Source organism: Paenibacillus sp. LX16, from assembly GCF_036252815.1.
Classification (GTDB): Bacteria; Bacillota; Bacilli; order Paenibacillales; family Paenibacillaceae; genus Paenibacillus; species Paenibacillus polymyxa_B.
This window is the reverse complement of record NZ_CP141152.1, coordinates 2,196,840-2,223,193: the sequence shown is the minus strand read 5'-3', so window position 1 is coordinate 2,223,193 and position 26,354 is coordinate 2,196,840. Positions and strand designations below refer to the sequence as shown.

The 26,354-nt window shown below is 46.3% G+C and carries 24 protein-coding genes; all 24 read right to left on the bottom strand.

Going from position 1 to position 26,354, the window contains the following annotated elements:
• Positions 1-159 precede the first annotated feature (159 nt).
• The 24 genes from sleB to rimP all read right to left on the bottom strand — a co-directional run bounded on the left by sleB (position 160) and on the right by rimP (position 26,225).
• On the bottom strand, positions 160-1,011 hold the full coding sequence (gene sleB / locus T3H97_RS10250; RefSeq protein ID WP_328802446.1) for a spore cortex-lytic enzyme: 852 nt from the start codon (positions 1,009-1,011) through the stop codon (positions 160-162).
• A gap of 224 nt (positions 1,012-1,235) precedes the next feature.
• Positions 1,236-3,914, bottom strand: a complete 2,679-nt coding sequence (locus tag T3H97_RS10245) for an FtsK/SpoIIIE family DNA translocase (RefSeq protein ID WP_328802445.1) — start codon at positions 3,912-3,914, stop codon at positions 1,236-1,238.
• Between the two features lie 103 nt (positions 3,915-4,017).
• On the bottom strand, positions 4,018-4,230 hold the full coding sequence (locus T3H97_RS10240) for a YlzJ-like family protein (protein WP_328802444.1): 213 nt from the start codon (positions 4,228-4,230) through the stop codon (positions 4,018-4,020).
• Positions 4,227-5,063 carry a ClpP family protease gene (locus T3H97_RS10235; protein WP_328802443.1) on the bottom strand — a complete coding sequence of 279 codons (837 nt, stop codon included), beginning with the start codon at positions 5,061-5,063 and terminating at the stop codon, positions 4,227-4,229. Before T3H97_RS10235 ends, T3H97_RS10240 begins: the two co-directional genes overlap by 4 nt.
• Positions 5,064-5,291: 228 nt before the next feature.
• Complete coding sequence (locus T3H97_RS10230; RefSeq protein WP_013309942.1) at positions 5,292-6,971, bottom strand: ribonuclease J; 1,680 nt, start codon at positions 6,969-6,971, stop codon at positions 5,292-5,294.
• A gap of 350 nt (positions 6,972-7,321) precedes the next feature.
• Positions 7,322-8,203, bottom strand: a complete 882-nt coding sequence (gene dapA, locus T3H97_RS10225) for a 4-hydroxy-tetrahydrodipicolinate synthase (RefSeq protein WP_328802442.1) — start codon at positions 8,201-8,203, stop codon at positions 7,322-7,324.
• A gap of 39 nt (positions 8,204-8,242) precedes the next feature.
• Entirely contained in the window at positions 8,243-9,460 is a 1,218-nt protein-coding gene (gene dapG / locus T3H97_RS10220) for an aspartate kinase (RefSeq protein WP_013309940.1), read from the bottom strand.
• A 23-nt stretch (positions 9,461-9,483) separates the two neighbouring features.
• Entirely contained in the window at positions 9,484-10,521 is a 1,038-nt protein-coding gene (locus T3H97_RS10215; RefSeq protein WP_013309939.1) for an aspartate-semialdehyde dehydrogenase, read from the bottom strand.
• A 134-nt stretch (positions 10,522-10,655) separates the two neighbouring features.
• Complete coding sequence (locus T3H97_RS10210) at positions 10,656-11,249, bottom strand: dipicolinate synthase subunit B (protein WP_025720896.1); 594 nt, start codon at positions 11,247-11,249, stop codon at positions 10,656-10,658.
• Positions 11,246-12,145: a dipicolinate synthase subunit DpsA gene (dpsA, locus tag T3H97_RS10205; protein ID WP_025720898.1), complete on the bottom strand. Its 900-nt coding sequence runs from the start codon at positions 12,143-12,145 to the stop codon at positions 11,246-11,248. Before dpsA ends, T3H97_RS10210 begins: the two co-directional genes overlap by 4 nt.
• 184 nt (positions 12,146-12,329) lie before the next feature.
• On the bottom strand, positions 12,330-12,776 hold the full coding sequence (gene dut, locus T3H97_RS10200; RefSeq protein ID WP_013309936.1) for a dUTP diphosphatase: 447 nt from the start codon (positions 12,774-12,776) through the stop codon (positions 12,330-12,332).
• A complete protein-coding gene (locus T3H97_RS10195) occupies positions 12,754-14,019 on the bottom strand; it encodes a M16 family metallopeptidase (protein WP_328802441.1) in 1,266 nt (421 codons plus the stop codon). Before T3H97_RS10195 ends, dut begins: the two co-directional genes overlap by 23 nt.
• 66 nt (positions 14,020-14,085) lie before the next feature.
• Entirely contained in the window at positions 14,086-15,090 is a 1,005-nt protein-coding gene (locus T3H97_RS10190) for a polysaccharide deacetylase family protein (protein WP_328802440.1), read from the bottom strand.
• Positions 15,091-15,320: 230 nt separating this feature from the next.
• A complete protein-coding gene (gene pnp / locus T3H97_RS10185; RefSeq protein WP_103047854.1) occupies positions 15,321-17,423 on the bottom strand; it encodes a polyribonucleotide nucleotidyltransferase in 2,103 nt (700 codons plus the stop codon).
• A gap of 214 nt (positions 17,424-17,637) precedes the next feature.
• Positions 17,638-17,907 (bottom strand): 30S ribosomal protein S15, encoded by a 270-nt coding sequence (gene rpsO, locus T3H97_RS10180; RefSeq protein ID WP_007430074.1) that lies wholly within the window; start codon positions 17,905-17,907, stop codon positions 17,638-17,640.
• Positions 17,908-18,039: 132 nt separating this feature from the next.
• The gene (locus T3H97_RS10175) at positions 18,040-18,978 is read right to left on the bottom strand and encodes a bifunctional riboflavin kinase/FAD synthetase (RefSeq protein WP_328802439.1); all 939 of its coding nucleotides are present in this window, start codon (positions 18,976-18,978) and stop codon (positions 18,040-18,042) included.
• 58 nt (positions 18,979-19,036) lie between these two features.
• On the bottom strand, positions 19,037-19,972 hold the full coding sequence (gene truB, locus T3H97_RS10170) for a tRNA pseudouridine(55) synthase TruB (RefSeq protein ID WP_328802438.1): 936 nt from the start codon (positions 19,970-19,972) through the stop codon (positions 19,037-19,039).
• Entirely contained in the window at positions 19,969-20,946 is a 978-nt protein-coding gene (locus T3H97_RS10165) for a DHH family phosphoesterase (RefSeq protein ID WP_250244748.1), read from the bottom strand. The genes truB and T3H97_RS10165 overlap by 4 nt, the downstream gene beginning before the upstream one ends.
• 51 nt (positions 20,947-20,997) lie before the next feature.
• Positions 20,998-21,348, bottom strand: coding sequence for a 30S ribosome-binding factor RbfA (gene rbfA, locus T3H97_RS10160; RefSeq protein ID WP_010346342.1), 351 nt, complete (start codon positions 21,346-21,348; stop codon positions 20,998-21,000).
• A 20-nt stretch (positions 21,349-21,368) separates the two neighbouring features.
• The gene (gene infB, locus T3H97_RS10155; RefSeq protein WP_250244746.1) at positions 21,369-23,924 is read right to left on the bottom strand and encodes a translation initiation factor IF-2; all 2,556 of its coding nucleotides are present in this window, start codon (positions 23,922-23,924) and stop codon (positions 21,369-21,371) included.
• Entirely contained in the window at positions 23,917-24,240 is a 324-nt protein-coding gene (locus tag T3H97_RS10150; protein WP_025720915.1) for a L7Ae/L30e/S12e/Gadd45 family ribosomal protein, read from the bottom strand. The genes infB and T3H97_RS10150 overlap by 8 nt, the downstream gene beginning before the upstream one ends.
• Complete coding sequence (gene rnpM, locus T3H97_RS10145; protein WP_007430067.1) at positions 24,233-24,541, bottom strand: RNase P modulator RnpM; 309 nt, start codon at positions 24,539-24,541, stop codon at positions 24,233-24,235. Before rnpM ends, T3H97_RS10150 begins: the two co-directional genes overlap by 8 nt.
• Positions 24,542-24,564: 23 nt before the next feature.
• Complete coding sequence (nusA, locus tag T3H97_RS10140) at positions 24,565-25,662, bottom strand: transcription termination factor NusA (RefSeq protein WP_013309927.1); 1,098 nt, start codon at positions 25,660-25,662, stop codon at positions 24,565-24,567.
• Between the two features lie 101 nt (positions 25,663-25,763).
• On the bottom strand, positions 25,764-26,225 hold the full coding sequence (rimP, locus tag T3H97_RS10135) for a ribosome maturation factor RimP (protein ID WP_250244741.1): 462 nt from the start codon (positions 26,223-26,225) through the stop codon (positions 25,764-25,766).
• Positions 26,226-26,354 lie beyond the last annotated feature (129 nt).

The window sequence follows — 26,354 nt, the reverse complement described above, 5'->3', positions numbered from 1 at the left end:
TCCAAAACTCCTTTGTGACGTCAATTTGCGTCTAGCCTTTGATTAGCATTAGCTGCTGTAAATCATCCTCCTGTAAAGAGGTAAAGTGTACCAATCTTTATTCTAACCATGCAAAAGCCAAGAAGCAACCGGAGACAAGCTCCCGGCTGCTTCGGCATTTTACATGCAGAAAATATGCTCCCCGATGGTTTTCACCTGCGGACGGGACCAAATCCATTTGGAGGTGGCTGTTTTGGGGTTAAAATAATAAAGACATCCCCCGCTTGGGTCCCAGCCGTTCAGGGCTTGACGTACCGCCTTTTGTGCAGTCTCATTCGGTGTGAGCCAGATTTGGCCGTCTGCTACAGCTGTGAAAGCTCCTGGTTGAAAGATCACTCCAGATGGTGAATTGGGAAAGCTGGGTGACTTAACCCTGTTCAAAATAACAGCCGCGACGGCAACTTGTCCTTCAAATGGCTCGCCGCGGGATTCACCGTAGACAGCGTTGGCCATAATTTTAAGATCATTTTCAGATAGTCCCATGGTGTTGGCCGATCCCATCGTTTCATCATTTTGATCTGCTTTATCGTTATTGTCCGCTGTCTGTCCCTGAGCGGAACCTTGATTGTTACGATGCATAGGAGTTTCCGTTGGCTTCCAGTTAGGAGTAGCATTCACCAGCTTTAATTTCGTCTTTGCTCCGACCACTCCATCGGGACGGATGCCAAATTCCTTTTGAAAACCCTTGACAGCTTTTAGTGTACTGCTGCCAAAATGGCTGTCCACTTTCCCGCCAAAAAAGCCCAGCAACTTCAAACGTGATTGCAACTCATATACATCCTGACCGTAAGATCCAAAATCAACCGCTCCCGAGCTGAATGTCGGCTGGGAAGGTTGCACCGCTTGTACTTTCTGCTGTGTGCTCAGCGGCTCTGCTTGCTGATGTGCAGAGTCACTTTTAAAAAGTCCTGTGTACGTAATAGCCGAGGCTGCGAGGATACCCGTGCAAATCCAGACCATTGTCTTTTTCATATGCTGCGCTCTACCTTTCTTTTGTGGGATTAACAGGATGGCTACGTTTATTATGACAAGCTCCGCTTAAAGCTATTCACCCTTTTAATCTTCTTTCAGCAGGTAGTCGCCACACCTCAAAAACATCACAAAAAAACGCTGTTTGTTCACTTGGAGTTGTCATATTAGAACAACCACCATGCGAACAAACAGCGTTTTAATGTAGTACTGGATAGAGATCATGCTTAAGAACTAACTTTATTTTGCTGATATTGCTCCATTGAGATAAGGACCTCACGGGGCTTGCTACCCTCGTAAGGGCCGATGACTCCGCGAGCTTCCATGGAGTCAATCAGTCGAGCAGCACGTGTATAACCGATCCGCATGCGGCGCTGAAGGAGCGAAACGGAAGCTTGTTTAGCCTCTAAAATGATGTTGACAGCCTGATCGTACAGCTCATCCAGCATTTCATCTGCATCAGCCGATACCTCTTCCACCTCCGGCACTAGCGTTTCATCATACTGCGCTTCACCCTGTTCACGTACATAGCTAACAATATTTTCGACTTCTTGATCGCTCATGAACGCTCCCTGAACGCGGACTGGTTTGGAAGCTCCCATCGGCATGAACAGCATATCACCACGTCCGAGTAGCTTCTCGGCTCCGCCCATGTCCAATATGGTACGTGAGTCTACCTGCGAGGAAACGCCAAAGGCAATACGTGAAGGAATATTGGCTTTAATCACCCCAGTAATTACGTCAACCGAAGGTCTTTGCGTTGCAATGATAAGGTGGATACCTGCTGCACGCGCCATTTGGGCAAGTCGTGCAATCGCATCCTCCACATCTCCCGCAGCTACCATCATTAAATCTGCCAACTCGTCCACAATAACGACAATGTAAGGCAGAAATGCATCTGGATTATCTTTCATCAGATTATTATAGCCCTCAATATTACGGGTTCCTGATTTGGAAAATAACTCATATCTTTTTTCCATTTCAACTACAATTTTCTTCAATGCAAGTGAGGCACGCTTTGGATCAGTCACGACCGGAGCCAACAAATGCGGGATTCCGTTGTACACGTTCAACTCCACCATTTTAGGATCGACCATCAAAAATTTGACCTCATCCGGCTTTGCTTTGTACAAAATACTCGTAATGATCCCATTGATACACACTGATTTACCCGAACCTGTTGCCCCAGCTACAAGCAGATGGGGCATCTTGGCCAAATTACCAACAATCGTCTGTCCTGCGATATCACGTCCGAATGCAATGGATAAATTGGAAGCCGACTCCTGGAAAACAGTTGTCTCCATTACCTCACGCATCGTTACAATGGAAACTTCATTATTCGGAACCTCAATTCCGATAGCAGATTTGCCAGGAATCGGAGCCTCCATACGGATATCTTTGGCAGCAAGCGCAAGCGCAATATCATCCGTCAGACTCACAATGCGGCTGACCTTTACTCCAATGTCCGGCTGAATTTCATAACGCGTTACGGCAGGGCCACGGACAACCTCCAGCACCTTCGCCCGCACACCGAAGCTTTCCAGCGTTGCCTCCAGCTTGCGTGCCGTTTGCATGTAATCCTTTTGTCCTATACCTTTGCCTGCGTTTTGTGGTTTAGCAAGCAAACGAAACGATGGGAGCTTGTACGGTTTAGGCGGCGGCGGAGCCGGAATAGCTGTATGGTTACCTTCAGCCTCCTCGCCTGCCACCCCAGTTGCAATGGTCTGAGCTTGTCCCTGAGCACTTTCTAATGTCCCCTGGATCGTTGTCGAATCATCCATATCCGTATTCGCATTGGCATTCACAAAGTCATCATCCAGGGATTCGTCAATAATGGAAGTTGTCTGCTCTGCCCCTGTCAGGGACTCTCCAAATTCAGCTTCCGGTCTTCTTTCCTCATGCTTTACTTGTTCGAAGAAATCCCTAATAATCGGCGACCTTTTTACCGGAGTAGCAGCTTCCTGCTCAGCGTGTTCGACTACGTCAGACTTCTCTTCACTCAGGTTGCCGTTTCTCCACTGGGCCTGCGCGTCCTCAGCTTCATATGGAAGATCATGATCATCCTCATCCGTATGAACGGAATGCTCCTCCTTGTCCGCTTTATCTGAATTTTTGAGACCAAACAACTGAAAGAAAATCGGTTGTTTGCGTGCAGGAGGCTGCATTTCGTCAAAGTCATCATCCATGTCTTCCTCATAGGCAGGAATGGGCTCCGACTTGATTTTTCTATTTCCACTACCTTTGCTAGATGCTGAAAGCGGAGTAGCTTTACCCGCCCATTTTTTGCGCACGCTTCCCCCGGCTGTCAGCAGCTTGGTCTTTACAATCCGTACCAAATCCACATAAGACAGTTGGGTCATCAGCATGAAACAAATGACGAACATAACAATCATGATCAGTTTAGCTCCTGTGAGACCAAACAACCATAACAGAACAGTAAGCTGCAATGCGCCTACGTAACCCCCGCTAATATCCTTGTTCAGCATTGAGGTATGGCCCTGCTGGTCAGGCGACAGCAACTGCTCACGCATATCTATATGTATCTGGGTCATCACTCCGCCCGGCTGAAGCGCGTTGATCGGTCCCAAACGCTGCTCCATAGATGAAATAGAACTCATAAGTGTAAAGGCAAATACCAACAGGAGCAAACCCGTTTTACGCGAGTTCCACTGGTTAGGCCACTTGCGGTGAATCATCACCATCAGACCATAATAAATGCCAATCAGAGGAATAACAAAATAGAATTTCCCCAGTACGAGCCCAAACATCTTGGATAGCGACCGACCAACCGCCGCTTCACCCGACAACGCAATGACCGCTAATGTAATCAGCACAATGCCGTAAATTTCAAATTTTAGAACTCCGCCAAATGCGGCTTTCTTTTTTCTTTTTCTTCTTCTGGACATACAAGGTCACCCCCCAGAAGAATATTATACCACGTCACCCGGTATCCGCACATATGTTCTTTTTCAACAGTAAATGACCTGTTTCTATACTATTCGACACCTTCTACGACCACTCGATGACTTGACCTGGTCCATAACGCGGATTCAGGTAGGCTTCCAGCGGACAGTCCAACAACCGTACAATGATCCCCCGACGACTTTCAATCGGCTGTACTTGCATAAGTAGACCGTCTACCCGAACCTCTGCAAACTCCTCAGATTCTTTCCACATCCCTTGCCATACCATTTCCATTGGCATTACAGTATATAGTGTCATTGTGGTAGCTCCCCTGACAGTGTCTCTGTAGGAGTTCCTGTGGCACTAGGAGAAAAAGGAGCATACGGAGCCTGCTGTTGAATCCCAGCGGTCCCGTTTTGCTGACGCCGCGTTTCAATAATGGTGTTCAGCTGTTTTAAAGCCTCTCCGATGCCTCCAACCGCGTCCATCAATCCATACTTCACTGCATCGGCTCCCCCAACCGCTGTACCAATATCGCGGTTTAACTCACCGGTTTTAAACATTAATTCCTTAAACTGCTCTTCTGTAATACGAGAATGAGAAACGACGAAGCGTACAACACGTTCCTGCATTTTTTCCATGTATTCAAAAGTTTGTGGTACTCCAATGAACAGACCGTTCATACGAATGGGATGAATGGTCATCGTCGCACTCTCCGCAATGTAGGAATAAGTGGAGGACACAGCAATCGGCACACCGATGCTATGCCCCCCACCTATGACAATGGTCACCGTTGGTTTACTCATCGATGCGATCATTTCGGCAATAGCCAGTCCTGCCTCTACATCACCACCAACTGTATTCAGCAAAATCATTAATCCTTCGATACGAGGATTTTGTTCTGCCGCTACCAACTGGGGAATAATGTGCTCATATTTTGTTGTTTTGTTTTGAGGCGGTAAAATGAGATGCCCTTCAATCTGACCGATAATCGTCATGCAAAAAATATTGGACTCGCTTCCAGGCATGGAGGTTTGACCCAGTTGCTGCAAAGCCTCCATAGCAGGTAAAGGGGGTCTTTGCCCAATTTCTGATTGATCTGGCGCTTCCGTTTCCTCGTTGCCAGATGATAGATTGCTGTATTGTTCCATATGGGTGATCTTCCTTTCGCTTTACGCATCTATATGACCCGTATTCACCCTATAGTATGGGATGGAAATGGAATATTTTATACCCGCCCCCATGTCTTTCCTTGTCCCGGAAAATCAAAAAGCCTCTCCTCCCGCGGAAACCGTCCAATATTTCCTGCGGGAAGAGAGGCGACTGTGTGCCTGTGACTTAAGTTTTTAAATCAGGTTTTTGAACAAATTTCAATTGAATCACACTTCCATTATAATTGGCAGGATCATCGGTCTCCGACGAGTTTGCTCATACAAGAAGCGACCTAGTGCATCCTTGACATTTGTCTTGAGGGAAGCCCATTCATTTACATTTTCACTCATGAGCTTATGCAGTGTACTTGAGACAATACGATTCGCTTCATCCAGCAAACCTTCAGATTCACGGACATATACGAAACCTCGGGAAATGATATCTGGTCCCGATTTAATCGTTCCGTCTTGCTTGCTCAGCGTAACAACAACCACCAAAATACCGTCCTGTGACAGCAATTTGCGGTCGCGCAATACGATATTTCCTACATCCCCTACGCCTAGTCCATCGATCAGTACGTTACCTGCTGTAACTTTACCAGCTCTGCGTGCTCCGCCATTCTGAATTTCAATGACTTCACCGATATCCGTGATGAAGATATTCTCAGGCTCAATACCCACGCCTTCAGCAAGAAGGGCGTGACGACGTTGCATTCTGAACTCACCATGAATTGGCAAGAAGAACTTTGGTTTCATCAGATTCAGCATCAGCTTAAGTTCTTCCTGGCTTCCGTGTCCAGAAACGTGGATACCTGGATTAGCTGCGCTGTAATATACATTGGCACCCAGACGGAACAGTTCATCAATTGTGCGTCCAACGTATTTTTCATTACCCGGTACCGGAGTAGCTGCGATGATGACTGAATCCCCTGGAAGAATGTCCACCTTTCGATGTGTGGAACGAGCCATTCTTGTCAAAGCGGACATCGGTTCGCCCTGACTGCCTGTGCAGAGAATAACTACACGGTCGGCTGACATTTTGCCAACTTCTTCAGGCTCAATCAGCATTCCATCCGGAATTTCCAAATAGCCCAAGTCCGAAGCAATACCTACGACATTAACCATGCTTCGACCAATCACTGTTACTTTACGTCCCGTTGCTTCAGCAGCATTAATTACCTGCTGAATACGATGTACGTTAGAAGCAAAAGTGGCTACGACCACACGCTGTCTCGACTTGCGGAAAATGTCTTCCAGCACAATACCAACGCTCTTTTCCGAAGGTGTAAAGCCCGGTTTTTCGGCATTCGTACTGTCTGACAAAAGAGCCAGTACGCCACGTGTGCCAATTTCAGCCATACGCTGCAAATCTGCATATTGTCCGTTCACCGGAGTATGGTCAAATTTGAAGTCACCTGTATGAACAACAGCGCCTTCAGGAGTATCAATACATACACCTACAGAATCCGGAATACTATGGTTGGTTCTGAAGAAGGTTGCTTTTAATGTGGAACCCAACTTGATTTCGGAATCAGCATTGATCAAAATACGTTTGGTTTCACCAAGCAGATTCGCTTCCTTCAGCTTGTTTTCCACCAATCCCAGCGTCAATTTGGTACCATATACTGGTACATTCAAATGTTTCAACACGTAAGGCAAACCGCCGATATGGTCCTCGTGACCATGAGTCAGCACAATGCCTCTTACTTTGTCGCGGTTCTCTGTAAGGTAGGAAATATCAGGAATAACGATATCAATGCCCAGCATGTCCTCTTCCGGGAATTTCAGACCGGAATCCACCACGACAATGTCATTGCCGTATTGAACCACATACATATTTTTCCCGATTTCACCGACGCCGCCCAAAGCGAAAATCATCAATTTATCGTTGTTTGTTTTTTTAGACAAATGAATCTAAACCTCCTATGGTAGTTGGACGTCGTACCTTGATTTGTTTATTTAATTTTCAAAAAAATACCGCACCCAGTCACTTGACCCCATTATACATGATTAAAATAAGAAAAAACAAGTCATCCTGTTCGTTACGCTAGGTTTCCCATTGCCGTCTGAAACCATTAGTATCTGTCATTTTATCTACATGCATGGTTAAAAGCACAGCAAAAAGGACGTCCTATAAGAACGCCCTTCACGCTGGAGAACCTTGTCAGACAATAAACCCTATCGGTTTTGTACCTACCGACTGCCCTTAACAAGGATACTCCTTAGTATTAATTAACAGCTTACATTCCTATTTCTCTTTAGCGGGTAAATAATTTCTTAATAAATTCCGCTTCATCCTCAGTTGGAGGAATGAGTGGCAACCGAACCGAACCTACCTTAATCCCCCGTAATTCCAATGCATATTTTACTGCCACCGGATTAGGCAGAGGATGAGGACAGCCAAACAAACCCTTGAAAATCGGGAACAACTGCTGATGCAACTTGGCTGCCTCCTGCGAGTGTCCTCCTACAAGTGAATCGATCATCTGCTTCATTTCAGCACCTACCACATGACTCGCTACGCTGATAATACCATAAGCACCTACAGCTATAGCAGGCAACCCAGAAGCATCATCCCCGGAATAAACCAGAAAACCTTCTGGCGCTGCCGCTGCAATCTGTGTGACCTGCGCAAGTGATGCACATTCTTTAGTTCCCACAATATTCGGAATTTGTGCAAGACGCAGCGTTGTTTCAGCTGTTAGACTCGCTCCAGTACGGCTTGGAACATTATATAATATAGCTGGAAGGGATGTGGAGTTTGCAATACTTTCGAAGTGTTGATACATCCCTTCCTGATTCGGTTTATTATAATATGGCACTACCAGTAGAACACCATCTGCTCCTGCCTGCTCCGCGGCACGGGTTAGATGAACGGAGTGACGCGTATTGTTGCTTCCAGTCCCGGCAATAATTTTACATCGTCCAGCTGCTTTTTCTACAACAAATGCAAACAACTTGATTTTTTCATCATCGCTCAGGGTAGGAGACTCCCCTGTTGTTCCAGATACAACAAGCGACTCTGAGTGCTGTTCTTCTATTAAGTAATCAATCAACGAGGACAATGCAGTCCAATCAATCTCTCCTTGCTGATCAAAAGGTGTCACCATTGCGGTAATCAATCTGCCGAAGTTCACCATGCTGCCTCCTTTTTGCAAGTCCGAGCACGGACCATACACCTATTGATGGAGTTCAAATTTATTATGCAATGCGCGTACAGCCTGCACCATATCTTCTTTTTTAACAAGTACCCAGATCGTCGTATTGGAATCTGCGGATTGAAGGATCTGTACGTCTGATTCTGCCAATGCCTCCACAATCGTCGCCATAATGCCTGGTACCCCGTTGATACCACCGCCTATGACAGAAACTTTAGCACACCCGGCCAGTATCTTAGGTTCTAGACCCAAACCGTTCAATACTTCAACCGCTTTGCTTCCATCATGATCGAACACAGTATAAACTGCCCCCGATGGCGTTACGTTAATAAAGTCAACGCTAATTCCATGTTCAGCCATAGATTTGAATACTTGTAATTGCAAGTGCTCCAAACCCGGCTTTAATTCAACATTAATCTGAGTGACATTGCCGACATACGCAATACCGGTCACGAAACGGTCTACGATGTCTGCCTGCACGTCTTTAAAGCCTTCCGGGTGGGTAACTAACGTACCTTCTCCTTCGGAGAAGGTAGAGCGAACACGGACCGGGATATTAGCCTGCATGGCAATTTCAACAGCACGAGGATGGATAACCTTTGCTCCCTGATGAGCCATATTACAAATCTCCGTATAGCTAACATGTGTAAGTGGCTTTGCGTTTTCCACAATGCGCGGATCGGCAGTCAATATACCATTCACATCCGTATAAATATCAACCATATCCGCATGTAGAGCAGCACCCAGAGCAGTAGCTGACGTATCGCTGCCTCCCCGACCCAAGGTAGTCATATCACCGTCTGCTGTTTGTCCCTGAAAACCTGTCACTATGACAACTCTGCCTTGGTTCAACTCTTCAACAACACGGTCTGGCTTTATATCCAAAATACGAGCATTGCCGTATTGATCATCCGTAATAAAGCCCGCCTGTGCCCCAGTTAGCACCGTAGCAGGAATACCTTCCTTCTCCATCAGGCTGCATAATGTAGCAGCAGAAATGATTTCACCACAGCACAGCAGTAAATCTCGCTCGCGCTTCGGAAGACTGTCGCCGTTAGACGCCGCCCAATCCAGCAGCGTATCGGTGGCATAAGGCTCTCCTTTTCTCCCCATGGCCGACACAACAACAACCAATTGAAGATTTTGTTCCAGCTCCCGCTTCACATGTGCCAGCACAAGTTGACGTGCTTCAGGTGTGGACAGCGAGGTTCCCCCAAATTTTTGCACCAAAATACCCATTATTCTTCCCCCATATCGGAACGTTACTCCGCGTTTGCAGCAATAATTTCCGCGATTTGTACCGCGTTCCATGCTGCTCCTTTGAGCAGATTGTCGGATACGACCCACAAATTCAATCCACGGCTATTACCCAAATCACGGCGTACACGCCCCACAAATACGTCAGGCTTTCCTGCAGCTTCAGATGCCAGTGGATAAAGCTGAGCAGCAGGATCGTCCACTAGCGTTACTCCCGGTGCCGAAGCCAGCAGATTGCGGATTTCTTCTAAATCATAATCTTTTTTAAGTTCTACATATACAGATTCCGAGTGACCGTATACAACAGGAATACGCACACACGTTGCTGTTACGTCCACAGATTCGTCACCCAGTATTTTTTTCGTTTCACGTACCATTTTCATTTCTTCCAGTGTATAACCATTGTCCTGGAATTTATCGATTTGCGGGATAGCATTGAAAGCAATCTGATGCTTTACTGGCAACGAGCCTACTGGCAACAGATCAGGCTGAACTTCATCACCGTTCAGAATTGCTGCGCTTTGACGATTCAATTCATCAATAGCCCGGCTTCCAGCTCCGGAAACGGCCTGGTATGTGGATACTATGATACGAGAAATGCCATACTGATCATATAATGGTTTCAAAGCAGCTACCATCTGAATGGTGGAGCAGTTCGGGTTCGCAATAATTCCTTGATGCTCGGCAATTTTGTCGCTGTTCACCTCAGGCACTACTAGAGGAGCTGTCGGATCCATTCGGAATGCGTTGGTGTTGTCAATGCAAACTGCCCCATGACGAACAGCATGCGGCGCCAATTCCTTACTCACGTCTCCACCTGCACTAAACAAAGCAATGTCGATTCCTTCAAAGCTGTCGGGAGTAGCAATCTCTACTGGAATTTGCTGACCTTTAAAGCTAATTAACGTGCCGGCAGAACGAGGCGAAGAAAGAAATTTGATTTTGTCCACAGGAAAATCCCGTTTTTCCAGCAGATTTACGATCTGTTCTCCTACAGCGCCTGTCGCTCCAACGACAGCTACATTAAACTTTCTATTGCTCATCTGGTGTATCTCCCCTTCTCGACTAAAAAACCATTTTTTATTCTGAAAGCATCCACCGCCAACAAGAAATTAGACCCGATACAATATCGAATCATTTTCTAGGCGAGGGATGCTCAGCAGTTAACTATAATACTTCATGGGGTCTTGCGTTCCACAATCATCGGCTGAAGTTGTTTGCCCTGCAATGCTTCATAAGCAGCCTCCGGAATCAACTCCATGTTAGCTACAAGCGAGTTCGGCTTTTTAACTGGATTGTCCTGTCCGAACGGCACAAAAAAGATGTTTTTGGCTACGAGTAATTTGGCGATATTGGCAGCATTTAGACCCAGTCCATCATTAGTAGATATAGCTAAAAGAAGTGGACGACCGTTGCGCAATTGCGCCTTGGCAGCCATCAAAACCGGACTGTCTGTCATCGCATTCGCTAACTTACTCATCGAATTCCCCGTCAAAGGTGCAATCACTAGCACATCAAGTAGTTGGGAGGGACCCAGTGGCTCAGCCTCCACAATTGTAGAAATGATATCATTCCCTGTTATATCTTTCAACTGTTTTTGCCAACTTTGCGAAGTACCAAAGCGAGTATCCGTTGTTAGTACTGTATTGGATATAATAGGAACGACCTTCGCACCCTCATCAACAAAGCGCTGTATAACAGGCATTACCTCTTCAAATGTGCAATGTGAGCCTGTAATTGCATAACCTACTGTTTTCCCTTGCCAACTCATTGTGCATCCCCCCGATCAGGATTATCTTCCATTAACAACTGCACCAGCGTATTCGCTATAATGGCACCAGCAGTTTTGGGAGCAACAATACCGGGAAGACCAGGGGCAAGCATAGCCTTGATTCCACGCTTTTCCGCATAACGGAAATCACATCCGCCCGGGGCGGAAGCAAGATCTATAATCACGGTGCTCAATGGCAATTTAGACAGGATTTGCGCTGTGATAATCATAGAGGGTATTGTATTAAAAATCAAGTCAACTCCCTTTGTCTCATGCGCTAAATCCCTTGTCATAAAAGGCTTCCAACCCATTTCCACGGCTCTCGCTGCATCCTCTACCCGCCGTACTCCAACCTTCACTCTGGCTCCCAACCCCTGTAGTGCCCTTGCCATGGTAAATCCAGTCCGTCCCATGCCTAGAACCATACAATCTGCACCGTGAATCGTAAAATCGGTATGCTGAATGGCCATCATCAGTGCGCCTTCGGCCGTAGGTATAGAGTTGTATATGGCCACATCATCTCTCTCCAGCAGCTCTACCAGCTTCAACTCATGTCTGGTACAAATTTCTTTTAAGTACGCCCGCGCCATGCCTGTATATACAACACAATGCGGTGGAAGAGCAGCAGCATGCTCATTCAGAAACTGGAGCTTCTGTGCTCCAAAAAGTGCATTTACGTTGCCTTCCTCATCGCATCCCACCACCGGCAAAATCAGTGCGTCTGACGATTCCAGCAGCTTGACAGACATTGGTTCTAGTGTCACTCCTTTGAGTGGTACTTCAAGCTTGTCAAAACCGACCACACTGACGGTAGCATCCATGTCCACACATTTGCGGATTACCTCAAGCTGCCTCGCATCGCCACCCAAAACAACGACGCGTATTCCTGTTAGCATCCGGATCACTCCTTTCCGAGACACGATATGCTTTTAGTCTATGCGAGTGCCCGGAGAGGGGTGAAAAAACACAAAAAAAAGCCGCCTCTTGATGAGGCGACCTTTATTTGCACGCTTACTCTTAAGCAAGTAAATTTGAAGCTTTTACAAAATAGACATTCCTACATTGCAAACCAACCATAGTTCATCGTCCTGTATGGCCAAAGCCTCCAGCACCACGCACTGTTTCAGATAATTGGTCTACTTGTTTCAGCTCTACCTCAGGTACAACCTGAAATACCATTTGTGCAATTCGCTCATTGCGCGTAATCGTGAACGATTCCTCGCCCAAATTAATAAGAAGTACCTTAATCTCCCCACGATAATCCGCATCAATCGTTCCCGGTGTATTGAGACAAGTAATACCATGCTTAAGAGCCAGTCCACTTCGCGGACGGATTTGTGCCTCCAATCCCGCTGGCATAGCTATTGCAAATCCAGTTGGAACGAGGCAACGTTTGCCGGGTTCCAGTACCAGATTTTCCTGTACTGCTGCATACAAGTCAAACCCTGATGCAAGCTCTGACATTTTGCGGGGCAGCTCAATATCTTCATTGCCCGCGAGTCTGTTAATCTCCACGTAAGTTAACAAAATAGTCCCTCCTCATATCCTTTACCTCTGAATCACTCGCTCCCACCATCGACAGGGCAAACGGCTCCGAGAACATCCGATCCAGCACTTTGTTCACATCATTTGCCGTCACTTGTTCGATATGTTCGATCATTTGATCCAGCGTATAATGCTGACCAAGCATTAATTCATTTTTTCCAAGCCGATTCATCCGGCTACCTGTACTTTCAAGGCTTAAAATCAAACTTCCTTTTAATTGCTCCTTGCCTTTACGAAGCTCATTAGCGTCCAAACCGTTGACAGCCACATCTCGTAAAAGCTCCAGCGTCAAATCCAGCACGTCCTTTGTTTGCTTAGGAGCCGTACCTGCATAGATCGTGAACATACCACTGTCCGCATGGGAGCTATGATAGGAATAGACCGAATAAGCCAGCCCACGCTTTTCCCGAATTTCTTGAAATAAACGCGAACTCATGCCACCGCCGATCGCGTTATTCAGCAAAACCATAGCATACTGGAGCTCGTCACCCACTGCAAATCCAGGCAGGGATAAACAAATATGATTTTGCTCCGTTGCTTTCTCATGATACAACAGCTCGCCGTTAAACACAGGTACTGTCAGCGGCGAAACGGTTCCATGATTATCAAAATGTCCAAAATGTCGCTCCAACAATTCTACCAAGCGATCGTCAACATTACCAGCCACACTGATAACTGTATTGTCGATTGTATAGTGCTCCTTCATATAATGACTGAGGTGTGAGCTATCCATAGCAAGCAGGTGATCTTCGGTTCCGAGAATCGGATAAGCCAGTGGATGTTCACCATAGGCCGCGCGAGATACAAGATCATGCACCATATCATCCGGTGTATCCTCGTACATGGAGATTTCCTCCAAAATCACATTCTTCTCTTTTGCCAACTCTTCCTGATCTAGTTTGGAATTAAAAAACATATCAGACAGCACGTCAACTGCGATCGGTAGATGCTCATCCAACACTTTGGCATAATAGCATGTATATTCCTTCGAAGTGAAAGCATTAACATTGCCTCCGATGGCATCGAATTGCTCAGCGATTTCCTTAGCGTTAAAACGCTCTGTTCCTTTGAAAAGCATGTGTTCGATAAAATGAGAAATACCGCTATTGTCCAACGTTTCATTCCGGGAGCCCGTTTTAACCCAGATACCGAAAGAAACTGAACGCACGGTTGGAATTTTTTCAATGACCACTCTTAGGCCGTTTTTGAGTTGAATTCTTTCCACGATTGGCCCTCCTAAACTGAATTGCATACTTAGCCATAATGTTCAATCCTAACAGAAAAAAGACGTTCACTCAACCGGAGCAGGAAGTTGCCGATCAGGGGAAAGTGTCTGACTGACAGTTCCGAGCACAAGTCCCTTACTACGAATGGCATGAATCATGCCTTTGAGAGCAGCCGCTGAAGAATCTGTTGGGTGCATTAATATCAGGGAGCCTGATTCAACCTTACTACTGATTTTGTTAATTACCGATTCCGGTGACGGATGTTTCCAATCTACAGTGTCCAATGTCCACAACACTGTTTTGAGCCCACGTTCTGCTGCTATATCCACCGTTTGCTGATTAAAATCACCCGATGGAGGGGCAAACCAGTTATTTTTGATACCCAAAGTTTCTTGAAGAAGCACTTGAGTCTTTTCTATTTCTTGTGTGGCTCTGGCCCGACTCAGACGGCTCATATTCGGATGAGAGTATGCATGGTTCGAAAGCTCATGCCCTCTTTTTTGAATCTCCTTGGCGAGATCAGGATTTTTTTTCAACCAACTTCCATCAAGAAAAAATGTAGCCTTGACCTTTTCCTGATCCAGCGTGTTCAGTATCGGCAGGATAAATTCATTCCCCCATGCTACATTGATCATGAAAGATACCATCGGCTTTTCGGGGTTCCCCCTGTAAATTGGAACATTACCAAGCTGATTTAAATGTATTTTAGGTGCCAATTGCCGATATACATATTGAATGGGTCGATCCGGAGATGCAATCGCTTTGCGATAGGTAGCATCCAAATCTACCTCCAGTCCGTTATAGCCTGGAATAGCCTTCCATACCCTGTCGATCTTGGCATCAACTGGTTCCCGCCGCTGACGTGCTGCTTCTGTTCTTAGTCGCTGCATAAGCGCATTGTCGGGCAAAGCTGCTATCGCCATCGTGGTTACAGCCTCTGGCTCTTTAACCCCTGTAACGTCTCCATTGCGTAATTGACTAGCATAGTCACGAACCCCACTAAACTGCCCGATTACGAGTGTGATGGCTAAACTGGCTACCACCCACACTGCTCGTTTTGCCCTACTCATAATTCCTTCATCCCCCCGCCCGTTTGTCCACATTGTATGCGGCGAGGACAAGAACTATGACGTAGCAAGCTCTAGAAGCTCACTTGGGTGCAGCTTGTGCATATGTATGAAAAAAGAGCCAGAAACGTAGCTCTGCCTCTTTCCAAAAGCTTAAACAATGCTATTCAAATCCCTTGTACTGTTAATACGAAAAGCTACTCCTGCCTTTCTAGTCTGCAACATGCAGATACCTAGGATTTTGCAGGTGCTTCTGCAGTCAGAACAGCCTTACGGGACAGATTGACACGACCTTGTTGGTCAATTTCGGTTACTTTCACCGTAATTGTATCCCCAATAGCAATTACATCTTCAACTTTGGCTACACGCTCAGTAGACAGTTGAGAAATATGAACCAGACCATCTTTGCCCGGTAAAATTTCAACAAATGCACCGAATTTCTCAATCCGTTTTACTGTACCGATGTAAATCTCACCGACCACGACTTCCTTTACGATTCCCTCAATAATGGAACGTGCTTTTTCATTCATCTCTTGATTTGTGGAAGCGATGAACACACGACCATCTTGTTCAATATCGATTTTCACGCCGGTTTCTTCGATGATTTTGTTGATGATTTTACCACCAGCCCCAATAACATCACGGATTTTGTCCGGGTTAATGTGCATCGTCATAATTTTTGGAGCATACGGAGACAACTGCTCACGCGGCTTCTGGATCGCTTCCATCATTTTGCTAAGAATGAACAAGCGTCCTTCTTTAGCTTGCTTGAGCGCATCCTGTAAAATCTGGCGGTCAATACCGTTAATTTTAATATCCATTTGAATGGCAGTTACGCCTTCCGCTGTACCAGCAACTTTAAAGTCCATATCGCCCAGGTGATCTTCCATACCTTGGATATCAGTCAATACGGAAACATGCTCTCCATCCTTGATCAATCCCATGGCTACACCTGCAACCGGAGCTTTAATCGGTACACCTGCATCCATCATAGCCAGTGTACTTGCACAAATACTAGCTTGTGAAGTCGAACCATTCGATTCCAGTACCTCGGAAACCAGACGGATGGTGTATGGAAATTCAGTTTCGGAAGGAATTACTTTGGAAAGCGCACGTTCACCAAGAGCACCATGTCCGATTTCACGACGACCTGGCGCACGCAAAGGACGAGCCTCACCTACGCTGAATGGTGGGAAATTGTAATGATGCATGAAGCGTTTTGTTTCTTCCAGATCAATACCGTCCAAAATTTGTACATCACCCAATGCACCAAGTGTACAAATGCTAAGCGCTTGCGTTTGACCACGTGTAAATAAGCCCGAACCATGAGTACGCGGCAAAATGCTAGTGTCGCTTTCAATCGGACGAATTTCGTCAAGCTTACGACCATCAGGACGCACTTTATCATGCGTGATCAGACGACGTACTTCTTCCTTAACGATATCATAGAGAACTTCGCTCACGTCGCTCAAAAGCTCAGGTGTCTCTATGTATTGTGCTTCAAAATGGGCAACTGTCTCTTCGTTGACTGCATCAATTGCCTCTTGACGGGCATGTTTTTCTGCAATTTTAACAGCTTCCATTAAACGTTCAGCTGCATAAGCACGTACTTCACTGTTCACTTTTTCATCAACAGCATGCAGTTTAACCTGCATTTTCTCTTTACCTGCTACTTGCACCAATTGTTCAATGACTGCCACAATGTTCTTAATCTCATCATGACCGAACATAATAGCTTCCAGCATAACTTCCTCTGGAATCTCATTGCCCTCGGCTTCTACCATCATGATGGCATCTTTCGTTCCGGCTACAACCAGGTACAGATCGCTTGCATTCTGCTGTGCAATATCCGGGTTAATCACAAATTGCCCGTCTACCCGTCCTACAGCGACTCCACCAATTGGCCCATTAAAAGGTACATCCGAAATGCTAAGTGCTGCCGAGGTTCCGATCATTGCTGCAATTTCAGGTTCGCAATCCTGATCGACACTCATAACCAGGTTCAACACCTGTACATCATTCCGGAAACCTTCCGGGAACAATGGGCGAATTGGACGGTCTGTCAAACGGCTGGACAAAATCGCTTTTTGACTCGGACGTCCTTCACGTTTAATAAATCCGCCAGGAATTTTCCCCACAGCATACAATCTTTCCTCATAGTTTACGGTCAGAGGAAAAAAGTCCAAATCTTTCGGTTCACGGGAAGCGGTCACGGTACAAAGCACAACTGTTTCTCCGTAGCTCACTTTAACTGCCGCATTGGCTTGTTTCGCAAGACGTCCTGTTTCCAACACCAGCTTTCTTCCGCCGAGCTGCATTTCTACGCGTTGCTCCATGGTATCCCTCCATTTCATTTCATTGTAAAAGTTCTATACATATCCAGTATTTCCTGCGCAGGTCTTATTCATAAGAAGCTAGCAGACAAATCAGGATATGTAATTCAAAAAAAGATTCCTCATTTCAAAAAAGAACCCGGCTGCTGTCCGCCGTCGCCTTAGCAGGGACAAGCGGTGAACAACCAGGCTTCTTTTCTCATTACATGTCTGAAAATTAACGACGCAGTCCGAGACGCTCGATCAACGCACTGTAACGTTTAACATCAGTCTTCTTCAGGTAAGCCAAAAGTTTACGACGCTGACCGACCATTTTCAACAACCCGCGGCGGGAGTGATGGTCTTTCTTGTGCGAACGAAAGTGACTTTGCAAGTTGACGATGTTTTCAGTAAGGATAGCGATTTGTACCTCTGGTGATCCTGTATCGGATTCATGAGTTTTGTACTCCTCGATCAATTGCTGTTTACGCTCTTGAGTCAATGCCATCCTGTTCACCTCCTTCATTATAATCGCCATTAGCCTCGTAGCCGCCGGTGAAAGCGGACAACCAAGCTAAGGTTCATCGTTGTTTACACAACATAAGTCAGTATAACACAGCGCCTGTCTTATGTAAATAAATTAGCCTAATAGCTTTTTAGCCGTTTGTGCGTCATTGCCAATTTGGCTGATCAGCTCATCCACCGAAGAGAATTTGCGTTCAGGGCGGATGTAGTGGTGAAGCTCCACAAGCACAGACTCTCCATAAATTTGCTGATTAAAATCAAATAAATGTACCTCAAACGACGGATTCAGCACACCTTCATGAAAAGTAGGCTTAACACCTACATTCATTACACCATTTATCCAACGATCGCCTACAAGCGCCCGTACAGCGTATACACCCTTAATCGGAATCACATAAGTATCATCCAATTTGAGATTAGCGGTCGGAAAACCGATCGTACGTCCACGCTTCTCTCCATCCATTACAGTACCCTGGATACGATAAGGACGTCCCAACCAGCGAGAGGCATGTGCTAGATCCCCGGCCTGTAAAGCACGGCGAATGCCAGAACTGCTCACCTTGTCCCCATCCAGTTCGAACGGTGGTACGGTGTGCACAGACATCAGCTCTCCTCCCAGCTTGCGAAGTGTATCCTCATGCCCAGCTCCCCGGTGGCCAAACCGAAAATCAAAGCCTACTACCGCTGTTTGAATTTGTAATGGAAGCAGCACGTCGCTCATAAACGCCTCAGGGCTGACCTTGGAAAATTCTTCGTTAAAACTCAAAATATAAAGTACGTCCACACCCATATCAGACAGAATAGTCTGCTTGTCCGCAAGCGGTGTTAAATAACCTTCATAATCACCTTTTTTCATGACTTCCTTCGGGTGAGGATGAAATGTCATGACAGATACCGGCACTTGCTGTTCACGAGCCAGCGCAACGGCCTTCCGTATCACGCTTGCGTGTCCCAGATGAAGACCATCAAACTGACCGATTGCCGTGACCTGTGGACGTCCCCATTGCTGCAAAAGCTCATCACTCAATGGATAAGATAACGATACGGTAATCATTATTAATTCACCTGCATTTCACATCATTTGACTAACTTCGTCAAAATTATAGCACAATTCAAGGTAAAAAAACTTTAATGGGAGCGATCGCGTCTGATTCATCCCGACCATATATGCCTAAAAACGTTTTATCCTCTTTATACAAACGGAAGGGCTGGTTGTCCGTCACAGGTGGTGAAATCATATTCAGCGACAGGCGTTGGCCTTGAAGAGCCGCAGTTACCTTGGCTTCAGCCACTATATGCTCAGGCATATAGTCAATCGCCTGATCCGTTGTAATAAGTCGCTCTCCAAGACTGCCATCCGCAACGAAACGCTCTATCTCTTCGAATGTCAGACAACGTTCCGCAGGAATTCCCGCAGACATGGTTCGCTCCAGCTTAACCATCGTTGAAGGATATCCTAATTCACGGCCAATATCAACACATAGTGTACGGATATAAGTACCTTTGGAGCATAGGGCTCGAAAAGAAATATCCACATACGCCCCCGTCTCCGCGAATCCCGTCATATCCAACTCGTAAATGCTCACTTCACGACTTTTGCGCTCCACGGTTTTGCCTTCTCGAGCCAGTTCATATAGACGTTTGCCGTCCACTTTTAGCGCGGAGTACATTGGAGGCACTTGGGAAATCGCACCAACAAAACGCTTCAGAACCGCTTTGACTTCAACTTCCGTCACCTCTACTGGACGTTCACTCTCTTCCGTGATTTTCCCAGTCAGGTCTTCGGTATCCGTGGCGATTCCTAATCGCAGAGTAGCCCGATATTCCTTGGGCCGCTCCTGCATGTATTCCACCACACGGGTAGCACGTCCCAGACACAAGGGCAAAACACCGGTTACCTGCGGATCAAGCGTTCCAGTGTGTCCGATTCTCTTCATACCTAATAAACGGCGAGCCTTGGCCACCACATCATGAGAGGTAAATCCAGCAGGTTTATAGACAGGTAGAATGCCTTCCCAAGTTGCCTGTTCCTTCTTCATCGGGTTCATAGCTCAGATTTCACCCGCCCTACAACTGTCTCAATGATATCTCCCAGCTTACCCTCTAGCCGGCAGCCAGCTGCACGTACATGTCCACCGCCCCCAAATGATTGAGCCAGCGCAGCTACATCAACATTTCCTGCCGATCTCAAGCTGGCCTTGACCGCTTGATCATTAATAACCTTAAAGAAAATACCCACTTCAACTCCACGAATATTTCTTGGATAATTCACAATGCCTTCCAAGTCCTCATTTACAGCGCCACATTCTGTCATGTCGTCAGGTGATACTACGACCCAAGCAACTTTTCCATCCTCCGACATCGTGAGCGTTTGCAATGCTTTTGTCAGCACCTTCATTTGTGGAAAGGTCATTTCCTCGAGCAATTTCTCGGATAAAGATGGACCATCTACACCGTAAGCAAGTAGCTGTGACACAGTAGACATCACTTTCGGTGAAGTGTTGGAATAACGGAAACCTCCTGTATCCGTTAGCAACCCTGTATATAAAGCCGTTGCTATTTCGACATCCCAGGTTACTGCAAACTCTTTCAGTAGGTCAAAAAGAATTTCTGCTGTTGCCGCAGCATCCGGCTTAATCACATTAACTGTACCATAAGCATCATTCGTTGGATGATGATCAATATTCAGGATAATGGCATCTTCCGAAAAAAACTGCTCTGTCAAACCAACACGACGGTAATCCGCACAATCTACACAAATGATCCGGTTGTATTTCCGTTCTGGCGGTTGCTGGCTCATATCCATAATCTCATCGGCATGCCATAAAAAATCCATACGTTTGGGAATAGGCCCCTCATTCAGCATGGTAAATTTCTTCCCCAGACATGAGAGAAGCCAGCCCACCGTTACGGTGGAGCTGACTGCGTCTCCGTCCGGCTGTACATGCGATACGATCAGGTAATCATCATGCTCCAGAATAAATTCCTTCGCTTGTTGAAGCGCCTGTTCATAGGTATGCATTGCCTTCTCCTTTACATTCAGTTCATGGTTCCTTCAGACAAACTAAAAGTTTTATTTTTCGTCCTTGTCGATATCACTCAACAGTTTTTCAATTCGACTGCCGTAAGCAATAGATTCGTCAATTTTGAAAATCAACTCAGGAATATGGCGCAGCCGTATCCGTTTGCCGAGTTCAGAACGAAGATAACCGTTCGCTTTGTCCAATGCCTTCAGGGAAGAATTTTTTTGTTCTTCATCCCCGAGCACGCTCAAGTATATTTTCGCTTGGGACAAATCATTTGTAAGATCGACACCCGTTACGGTGATAAAACCGATGCGGGGGTCTTTTAATTCAGTTTGTATGAGTTGGCTTAGCTCCTTCTTGATCTGCTCGCCAACCCGACCTGTACGTATTTTAGCCATGGATGCTCACCTCTCTGCCGTTAGCGCTCCACTGTTTCCATGACGAACGCTTCAATAATGTCGAGTTCCTTAACATCATTATAGCCATCAAGGGTAATACCGCATTCGTAACCTTGGGCAACTTCTTTTGCGTCGTCCTTAAAGCGTTTCAGTGAGTCGATTTTACCTTCAAAAATGACGATGCCATCACGAATCAGGCGTGCTTCTGCTGAACGGGTAATTTTACCGGATGTCACCATACAACCAGCGATCGTACCGACTTTAGTAACTTTGAATACGTTACGTACTTCAGCATGCCCAATCACATTTTCTTTATATTCAGGATCCAGCATGCCCTTCATGGCTTGCTCTATTTCTTCAATGACATTGTAAATGACACGGTGTAGACGAATGTCCACTTTTTCAGCTTCCGCTGTAGATTTCGCCTGGTTATCCGGACGAACATTAAAACCAATAACAATAGCATTGGAAGCTGCTGCCAAAATAATATCGGATTCGGTGATTGCTCCTGCACCACTGTGAAGAATTTTAACGCGCACACCTTCTACTTCAATCTTGTTCAAGGAACCTTTCAACGCCTCGACGGAACCTTGTACGTCACCTTTAATAATGACGTTCAGATCCTTCATTTCGCCATCCTTGATGTGTTGGAACAGGTCATCCAGTGTTACGCGGGTATTACTGCCCAGATCAGATTGGCGTTGCGTGATTGCACGTCTGTCAGCAATAGCACGAGCTTTGCGCTCATCCTCAAACACCATGAATGGATCGCCAGCAAGTGGAACCTCTGTCAAACCAGTAATTTCAACTGGAGTGGAAGGACCCGCTTCTTTAAGACGACGACCTTTATCGTTGACCATGGCACGCACACGTCCGAAGCAGTTACCCGCTACGAAAGCATCGCCGACTTTCAGTGTACCGTTCTGAACGAGGATACGGGCTACAGAACCGCGGCCTTTATCCAGTTCTGCCTCAATGATGGTACCACGTGCCCGTTTGTTCGGGTTCGCTTTGTACTCATTCACTTCAGCTACGAGCAGAATCATTTCGAGCAGGTCTTCCAGACCCATTCTTTGTTTCGCGGAAACGTTGACGAAAATCGTATCGCCGCCCCACTCTTCAGGTACCAATTCATATTCAGTGAGTTCTTGCTTCACTTTATCCGGGTTGGCATCCGGTTTGTCGATCTTGTTCACAGCTACGATAATTGGCAGACCTGCCGCTTTCGCATGGTTAATAGCTTCGACCGTCTGTGGCATAACACCGTCGTCAGCTGCAACCACGATAATCGTCATATCTGTCACTTGAGCACCACGTGCACGCATAGCGGTAAAGGCTTCGTGACCCGGTGTATCCAGGAAAGTGATTTTTTTGCTATTAATTTCAACTTGGTATGCACCAATATGCTGTGTAATACCGCCAGCTTCGCCACCGGTTACATTAGTCGAGCGAATGGCATCCAACAAAGTTGTTTTACCATGATCGACGTGACCCATAATCGTTACAACTGGTGGACGTGTTTTCAGATCCGCAGGATCATCATTTTCTTCCACGGTTTCAAAACGATCTTCTTCGACCGGAATTTTCACTTCTACCTCGACGCCAAAGTCTCCGGCAAGCAAGAGGATGGTATCCATATCCAGTTCCTGGTTAATGGTCGCCATCGTTCCGAGCATAATCAGCTTTTTGATGACTTCTGACGCATCCTTATGAAGAAGCTTGGCTGTTTCGCCTACGGTCATCTCACCACGCACAATAATTTTCTTAGGCGTGTTGTCGATTTTCTCGCGACGTTCCTGTTGTTGACCTTTACCACGATTGTTAAATTTCCCGCCACGATTACTGCCACCGCGATTATTGCCTCCACGACCACCGTTACCACCGCGTCCGCCGCCTTGACGGTTATCATCAAAACGTCCTTGACCGGGACGGTTGCCACCGTTGTTGGAGTTGCTGCCTGTACGGTTGCCACCACTACGGTTCGCATTGTTGCTACCTGTGGAGGATGATGTTCTTACAGCTGTACCACCCTGACTACTTCCCTGAGGGCGTGAGTTAGTGCTTTGGTTACCTTGAGGACGCGAACCTGTGTTGCCACTAGGACGCTGTTGTCCTCCCTGTTGTTGACCATTACTGCGGTTTTGTGTACTTTGCTGGCCAGTGGGTCTGCTAGTACTTTGTTGACTGCGGTTTTGACCGCCCTGCTGACTACTTTGCGCTTTTGGAGCGCTGCTTCGGTTACTGTTTTGGTTGTTGTTTGTCCTATTCATACTTACCTGCTTTTCCTGTTGATTTTTGGTTTGCTCAGTTGAATGATTACTATTCTGGCTTGAACCGGCCTGATTCGAGCTTACTTGCGCCGTACCTGCTCCGCCTTGCTTGGCCGCAGCATTGGATTTAATATTCTTAAAAAAACTTTCCACTTTACCTACGGCATCATGTTCCATGACGCTCATATGGTTGTTCACGGGAATATCCAGCCGTTTAAGAATGGTGATAATTTCTTTGCTGCTCATGTTCAACGATTTGGCGTATTCGTATACCCGCACTTTGTCTTTGCTTTCTTGTTTACTCAATATACTCCACCTCCGACATTATCCCCGCATGTTTCTTGATCAATTTCGCGAATCCTTGATCCGTCACAGCCAGCACAACCCGTTCAGGTTTGCCGATACTGCTTCCCAAGCTTTCCCGGTCAAATCCTATCAATAAGGGGATTTTGTACGTCCCGCATTTGTCGCGGAATTTCTTTTGAGTATTCATTGAAGCATCTTTCGCAAGAATGACCAGCTTGGCTTCTGAAGACCTGATCGCTTTAAAAACGATCTCATCACCTGTTAGCAGCTTGCCAGCTCTCATGGCAAGACCCAATCCAGACAGCGCCTTATTCATCCTGCACGCTGCCTTGTGCCGCCAGGAATTCTTCCTCGACGGCAGCAAAATCACGACTTAGCTGCTCATAAATATCAGGATGAACCGAGTGCTTCAAGGCTCGATCCAGTGCCTTGCTCTTTTGAGCCAGCTTGAAGCAGGCGGCTTTGCCGCACAAGTAAGCGCCGCGTCCCGACTTTTTTCCAGTCAAGTCAATCAACACTTCGTCTTCAGGGGTTTTGACGACACGGATCAACTGCTTCTTTGGCATCATTTCATGACAGGCCACACATTTGCGCAAAGGTATCTTTCTCTGTTTCATGCATTAACCCCCCTACACTCCGCTTAATCTACAGAAACGGAATCCTGATGCATTTCATCGGTGGATGTTCTCGGTCTGCCGAGTTCTTCCTCCGCCTGTGTTTCACTCTTAATATCAATTTTCCAGCCCGTAAGCTTAGCAGCAAGGCGAGCATTTTGTCCTTTGATACCAATAGCAAGAGAAAGCTGATAATCAGGCACAATAACACGCGCCATTTTCTCTTCTTCAAATACTTGCACTTCGAGCACCTTGGATGGACTCAGCGCATTAGCCACGTATTCATCAACATTATCGGAATACCGTACAATGTCGATTTTTTCGCCACGCAGCTCATTTACAATGGTCTGTACACGTGTTCCTCTAGGACCCACACAAGAGCCAACCGGATCAACCTCGGCGTTACGGGAATGAACCGCGATTTTAGAACGGAAGCCTGCTTCACGCGCTACGGAACGAATCTCTACAACACCATCAAAAATTTCAGGCACTTCGAGTTCGAACAAACGCTTAAGCAGACCCGGATGTGATCGGGACAGCATAATTTGCGGTCCTTTGGTTGTGTTTTCTACTTTGGTAATATAAGCCTTAATTCGATCCAGATGGCTAAATTTCTCATTAGGCATCAATTCACCTAACGGGAGAACCGCTTCCACCTTACCAAGATCAATATAAATGTTACGTGGGTCTTGGCGCTGTACAGTTCCTGTTACAATATCTTCTTCCTTGTCCACAAACTTGTTGTAGATCAGTCCCCGTTCCGCTTCGCGGATACGCTGGGTCACGACTTGCTTCGCAGTTTGTGCAGCAATCCGTCCAAAATCACGTGGTGTGACTTCGATTTCAGCGATATCTTCCAACTGAAAATGCGGGTTAATCTCACGGGCCGCAGGCAACGAAATCTCGGTGCGAGGATCCAATACCTCCTCAACGATCAGCTTGCGGGCATATACCTTAATGACTCCCGAGTTGCGGTTCATATCAACACGCACGTTTTGTGCGGTATTGAAATTCCGTTTGTAACTGGAAATCAAGGCTGCTTCAATGGCCTCAAACAGCACATCCTTGCTGATCCCCTTTTCTCTTTCCAACTCGTTCATTGCTTCAATAAAATCCATACTCATGGATTACTGCTCCCCCTTTCAAATGATGCACCTGCGTACTGGTCGGCACACGAGGCAAAAAAACATGTAGTACATGTCAAACAGCAACAGTCAAATCTGAATTAAAATATGATCGCGAGCCTTGCACCAGCTACCTTGTCATAAGGTATGGCGTGCTTCTTTTGTCCGCTTTGAACGGTGAGTTCCCCATCTTCAAAAGAAAGCAAACGACCTTCGAATTCCTTCAGGCCGTTGATCGGCTCGTATGTAGTAACGAATACGTTTTTGCCTACCGCTTTAGTAACGTCCTCCGCTTTTTTCAGCGGTCTTTCGGCGCCTGGTGAAGACACTTCCAGAAAATATGCTGTAGAAACAGGGTCATTTTCATCCAACCTTTGACCCAGATATTCACTGATCATACTGCAGTCGTCCAGATCAATTCCTCCGTCTTTGTCCACAAAAACGCGAAGAAACCAATTGCTGCCCTCTTTGACATACTCGACATCGACCAGTTCAAAACCATGCTCATCGAGGTAAGGTTGGGCCATTTCTTCTACTACTGATTTGATCTTTGGTGTGCTCAAAGATTATAACCTCCAAAAGTGAACTTTCCTGTGGTGAAAAAAAGACGCCCTATTACCATGGACATTGCTTCTCCATCACCGGCATTTTCATTTTCATTTGATGTAATGTTCATTTCGGGCTCACTGCAA

Bases quoted from the DNA above. Each gene is read 5' to 3' on its own strand.
- sleB (WP_328802446.1), bottom strand. From the start codon at position 1,011: ATGAAAAAGACAATGGTCTGGATTTGCACGGGTATCCTCGCAGCCTCG.
- T3H97_RS10245 (WP_328802445.1), bottom strand. From the start codon at position 3,914: ATGTCCAGAAGAAGAAAAAGAAAAAAGAAAGCCGCATTTGGCGGAGTT.
- T3H97_RS10240 (WP_328802444.1), bottom strand. From the start codon at position 4,230: ATGACACTATATACTGTAATGCCAATGGAAATGGTATGGCAAGGGATG.
- T3H97_RS10235 (WP_328802443.1), bottom strand. From the start codon at position 5,063: ATGGAACAATACAGCAATCTATCATCTGGCAACGAGGAAACGGAAGCG.
- dapA (WP_328802442.1), bottom strand. From the start codon at position 8,203: ATGGTGAACTTCGGCAGATTGATTACCGCAATGGTGACACCTTTTGAT.
- dapG (WP_013309940.1), bottom strand. From the start codon at position 9,460: ATGGGTATTTTGGTGCAAAAATTTGGGGGAACCTCGCTGTCCACACCT.
- T3H97_RS10215 (WP_013309939.1), bottom strand. From the start codon at position 10,521: ATGAGCAATAGAAAGTTTAATGTAGCTGTCGTTGGAGCGACAGGCGCT.
- T3H97_RS10210 (WP_025720896.1), bottom strand. From the start codon at position 11,249: ATGAGTTGGCAAGGGAAAACAGTAGGTTATGCAATTACAGGCTCACAT.
- dpsA (WP_025720898.1), bottom strand. From the start codon at position 12,145: ATGCTAACAGGAATACGCGTCGTTGTTTTGGGTGGCGATGCGAGGCAG.
- T3H97_RS10190 (WP_328802440.1), bottom strand. From the start codon at position 15,090: ATGAGTAGGGCAAAACGAGCAGTGTGGGTGGTAGCCAGTTTAGCCATC.
- pnp (WP_103047854.1), bottom strand. From the start codon at position 17,423: ATGGAGCAACGCGTAGAAATGCAGCTCGGCGGAAGAAAGCTGGTGTTG.
- rpsO (WP_007430074.1), bottom strand. From the start codon at position 17,907: ATGGCATTGACTCAAGAGCGTAAACAGCAATTGATCGAGGAGTACAAA.
- T3H97_RS10175 (WP_328802439.1), bottom strand. From the start codon at position 18,978: ATGATTACCGTATCGTTATCTTATCCATTGAGTGATGAGCTTTTGCAG.
- truB (WP_328802438.1), bottom strand. From the start codon at position 19,972: ATGAACCCGATGAAGAAGGAACAGGCAACTTGGGAAGGCATTCTACCT.
- T3H97_RS10165 (WP_250244748.1), bottom strand. From the start codon at position 20,946: ATGCATACCTATGAACAGGCGCTTCAACAAGCGAAGGAATTTATTCTG.
- rbfA (WP_010346342.1), bottom strand. From the start codon at position 21,348: ATGGCTAAAATACGTACAGGTCGGGTTGGCGAGCAGATCAAGAAGGAG.
- T3H97_RS10150 (WP_025720915.1), bottom strand. From the start codon at position 24,240: ATGAATAAGGCGCTGTCTGGATTGGGTCTTGCCATGAGAGCTGGCAAG.
- rnpM (WP_007430067.1), bottom strand. From the start codon at position 24,541: ATGAAACAGAGAAAGATACCTTTGCGCAAATGTGTGGCCTGTCATGAA.
- nusA (WP_013309927.1), bottom strand. From the start codon at position 25,662: ATGAGTATGGATTTTATTGAAGCAATGAACGAGTTGGAAAGAGAAAAG.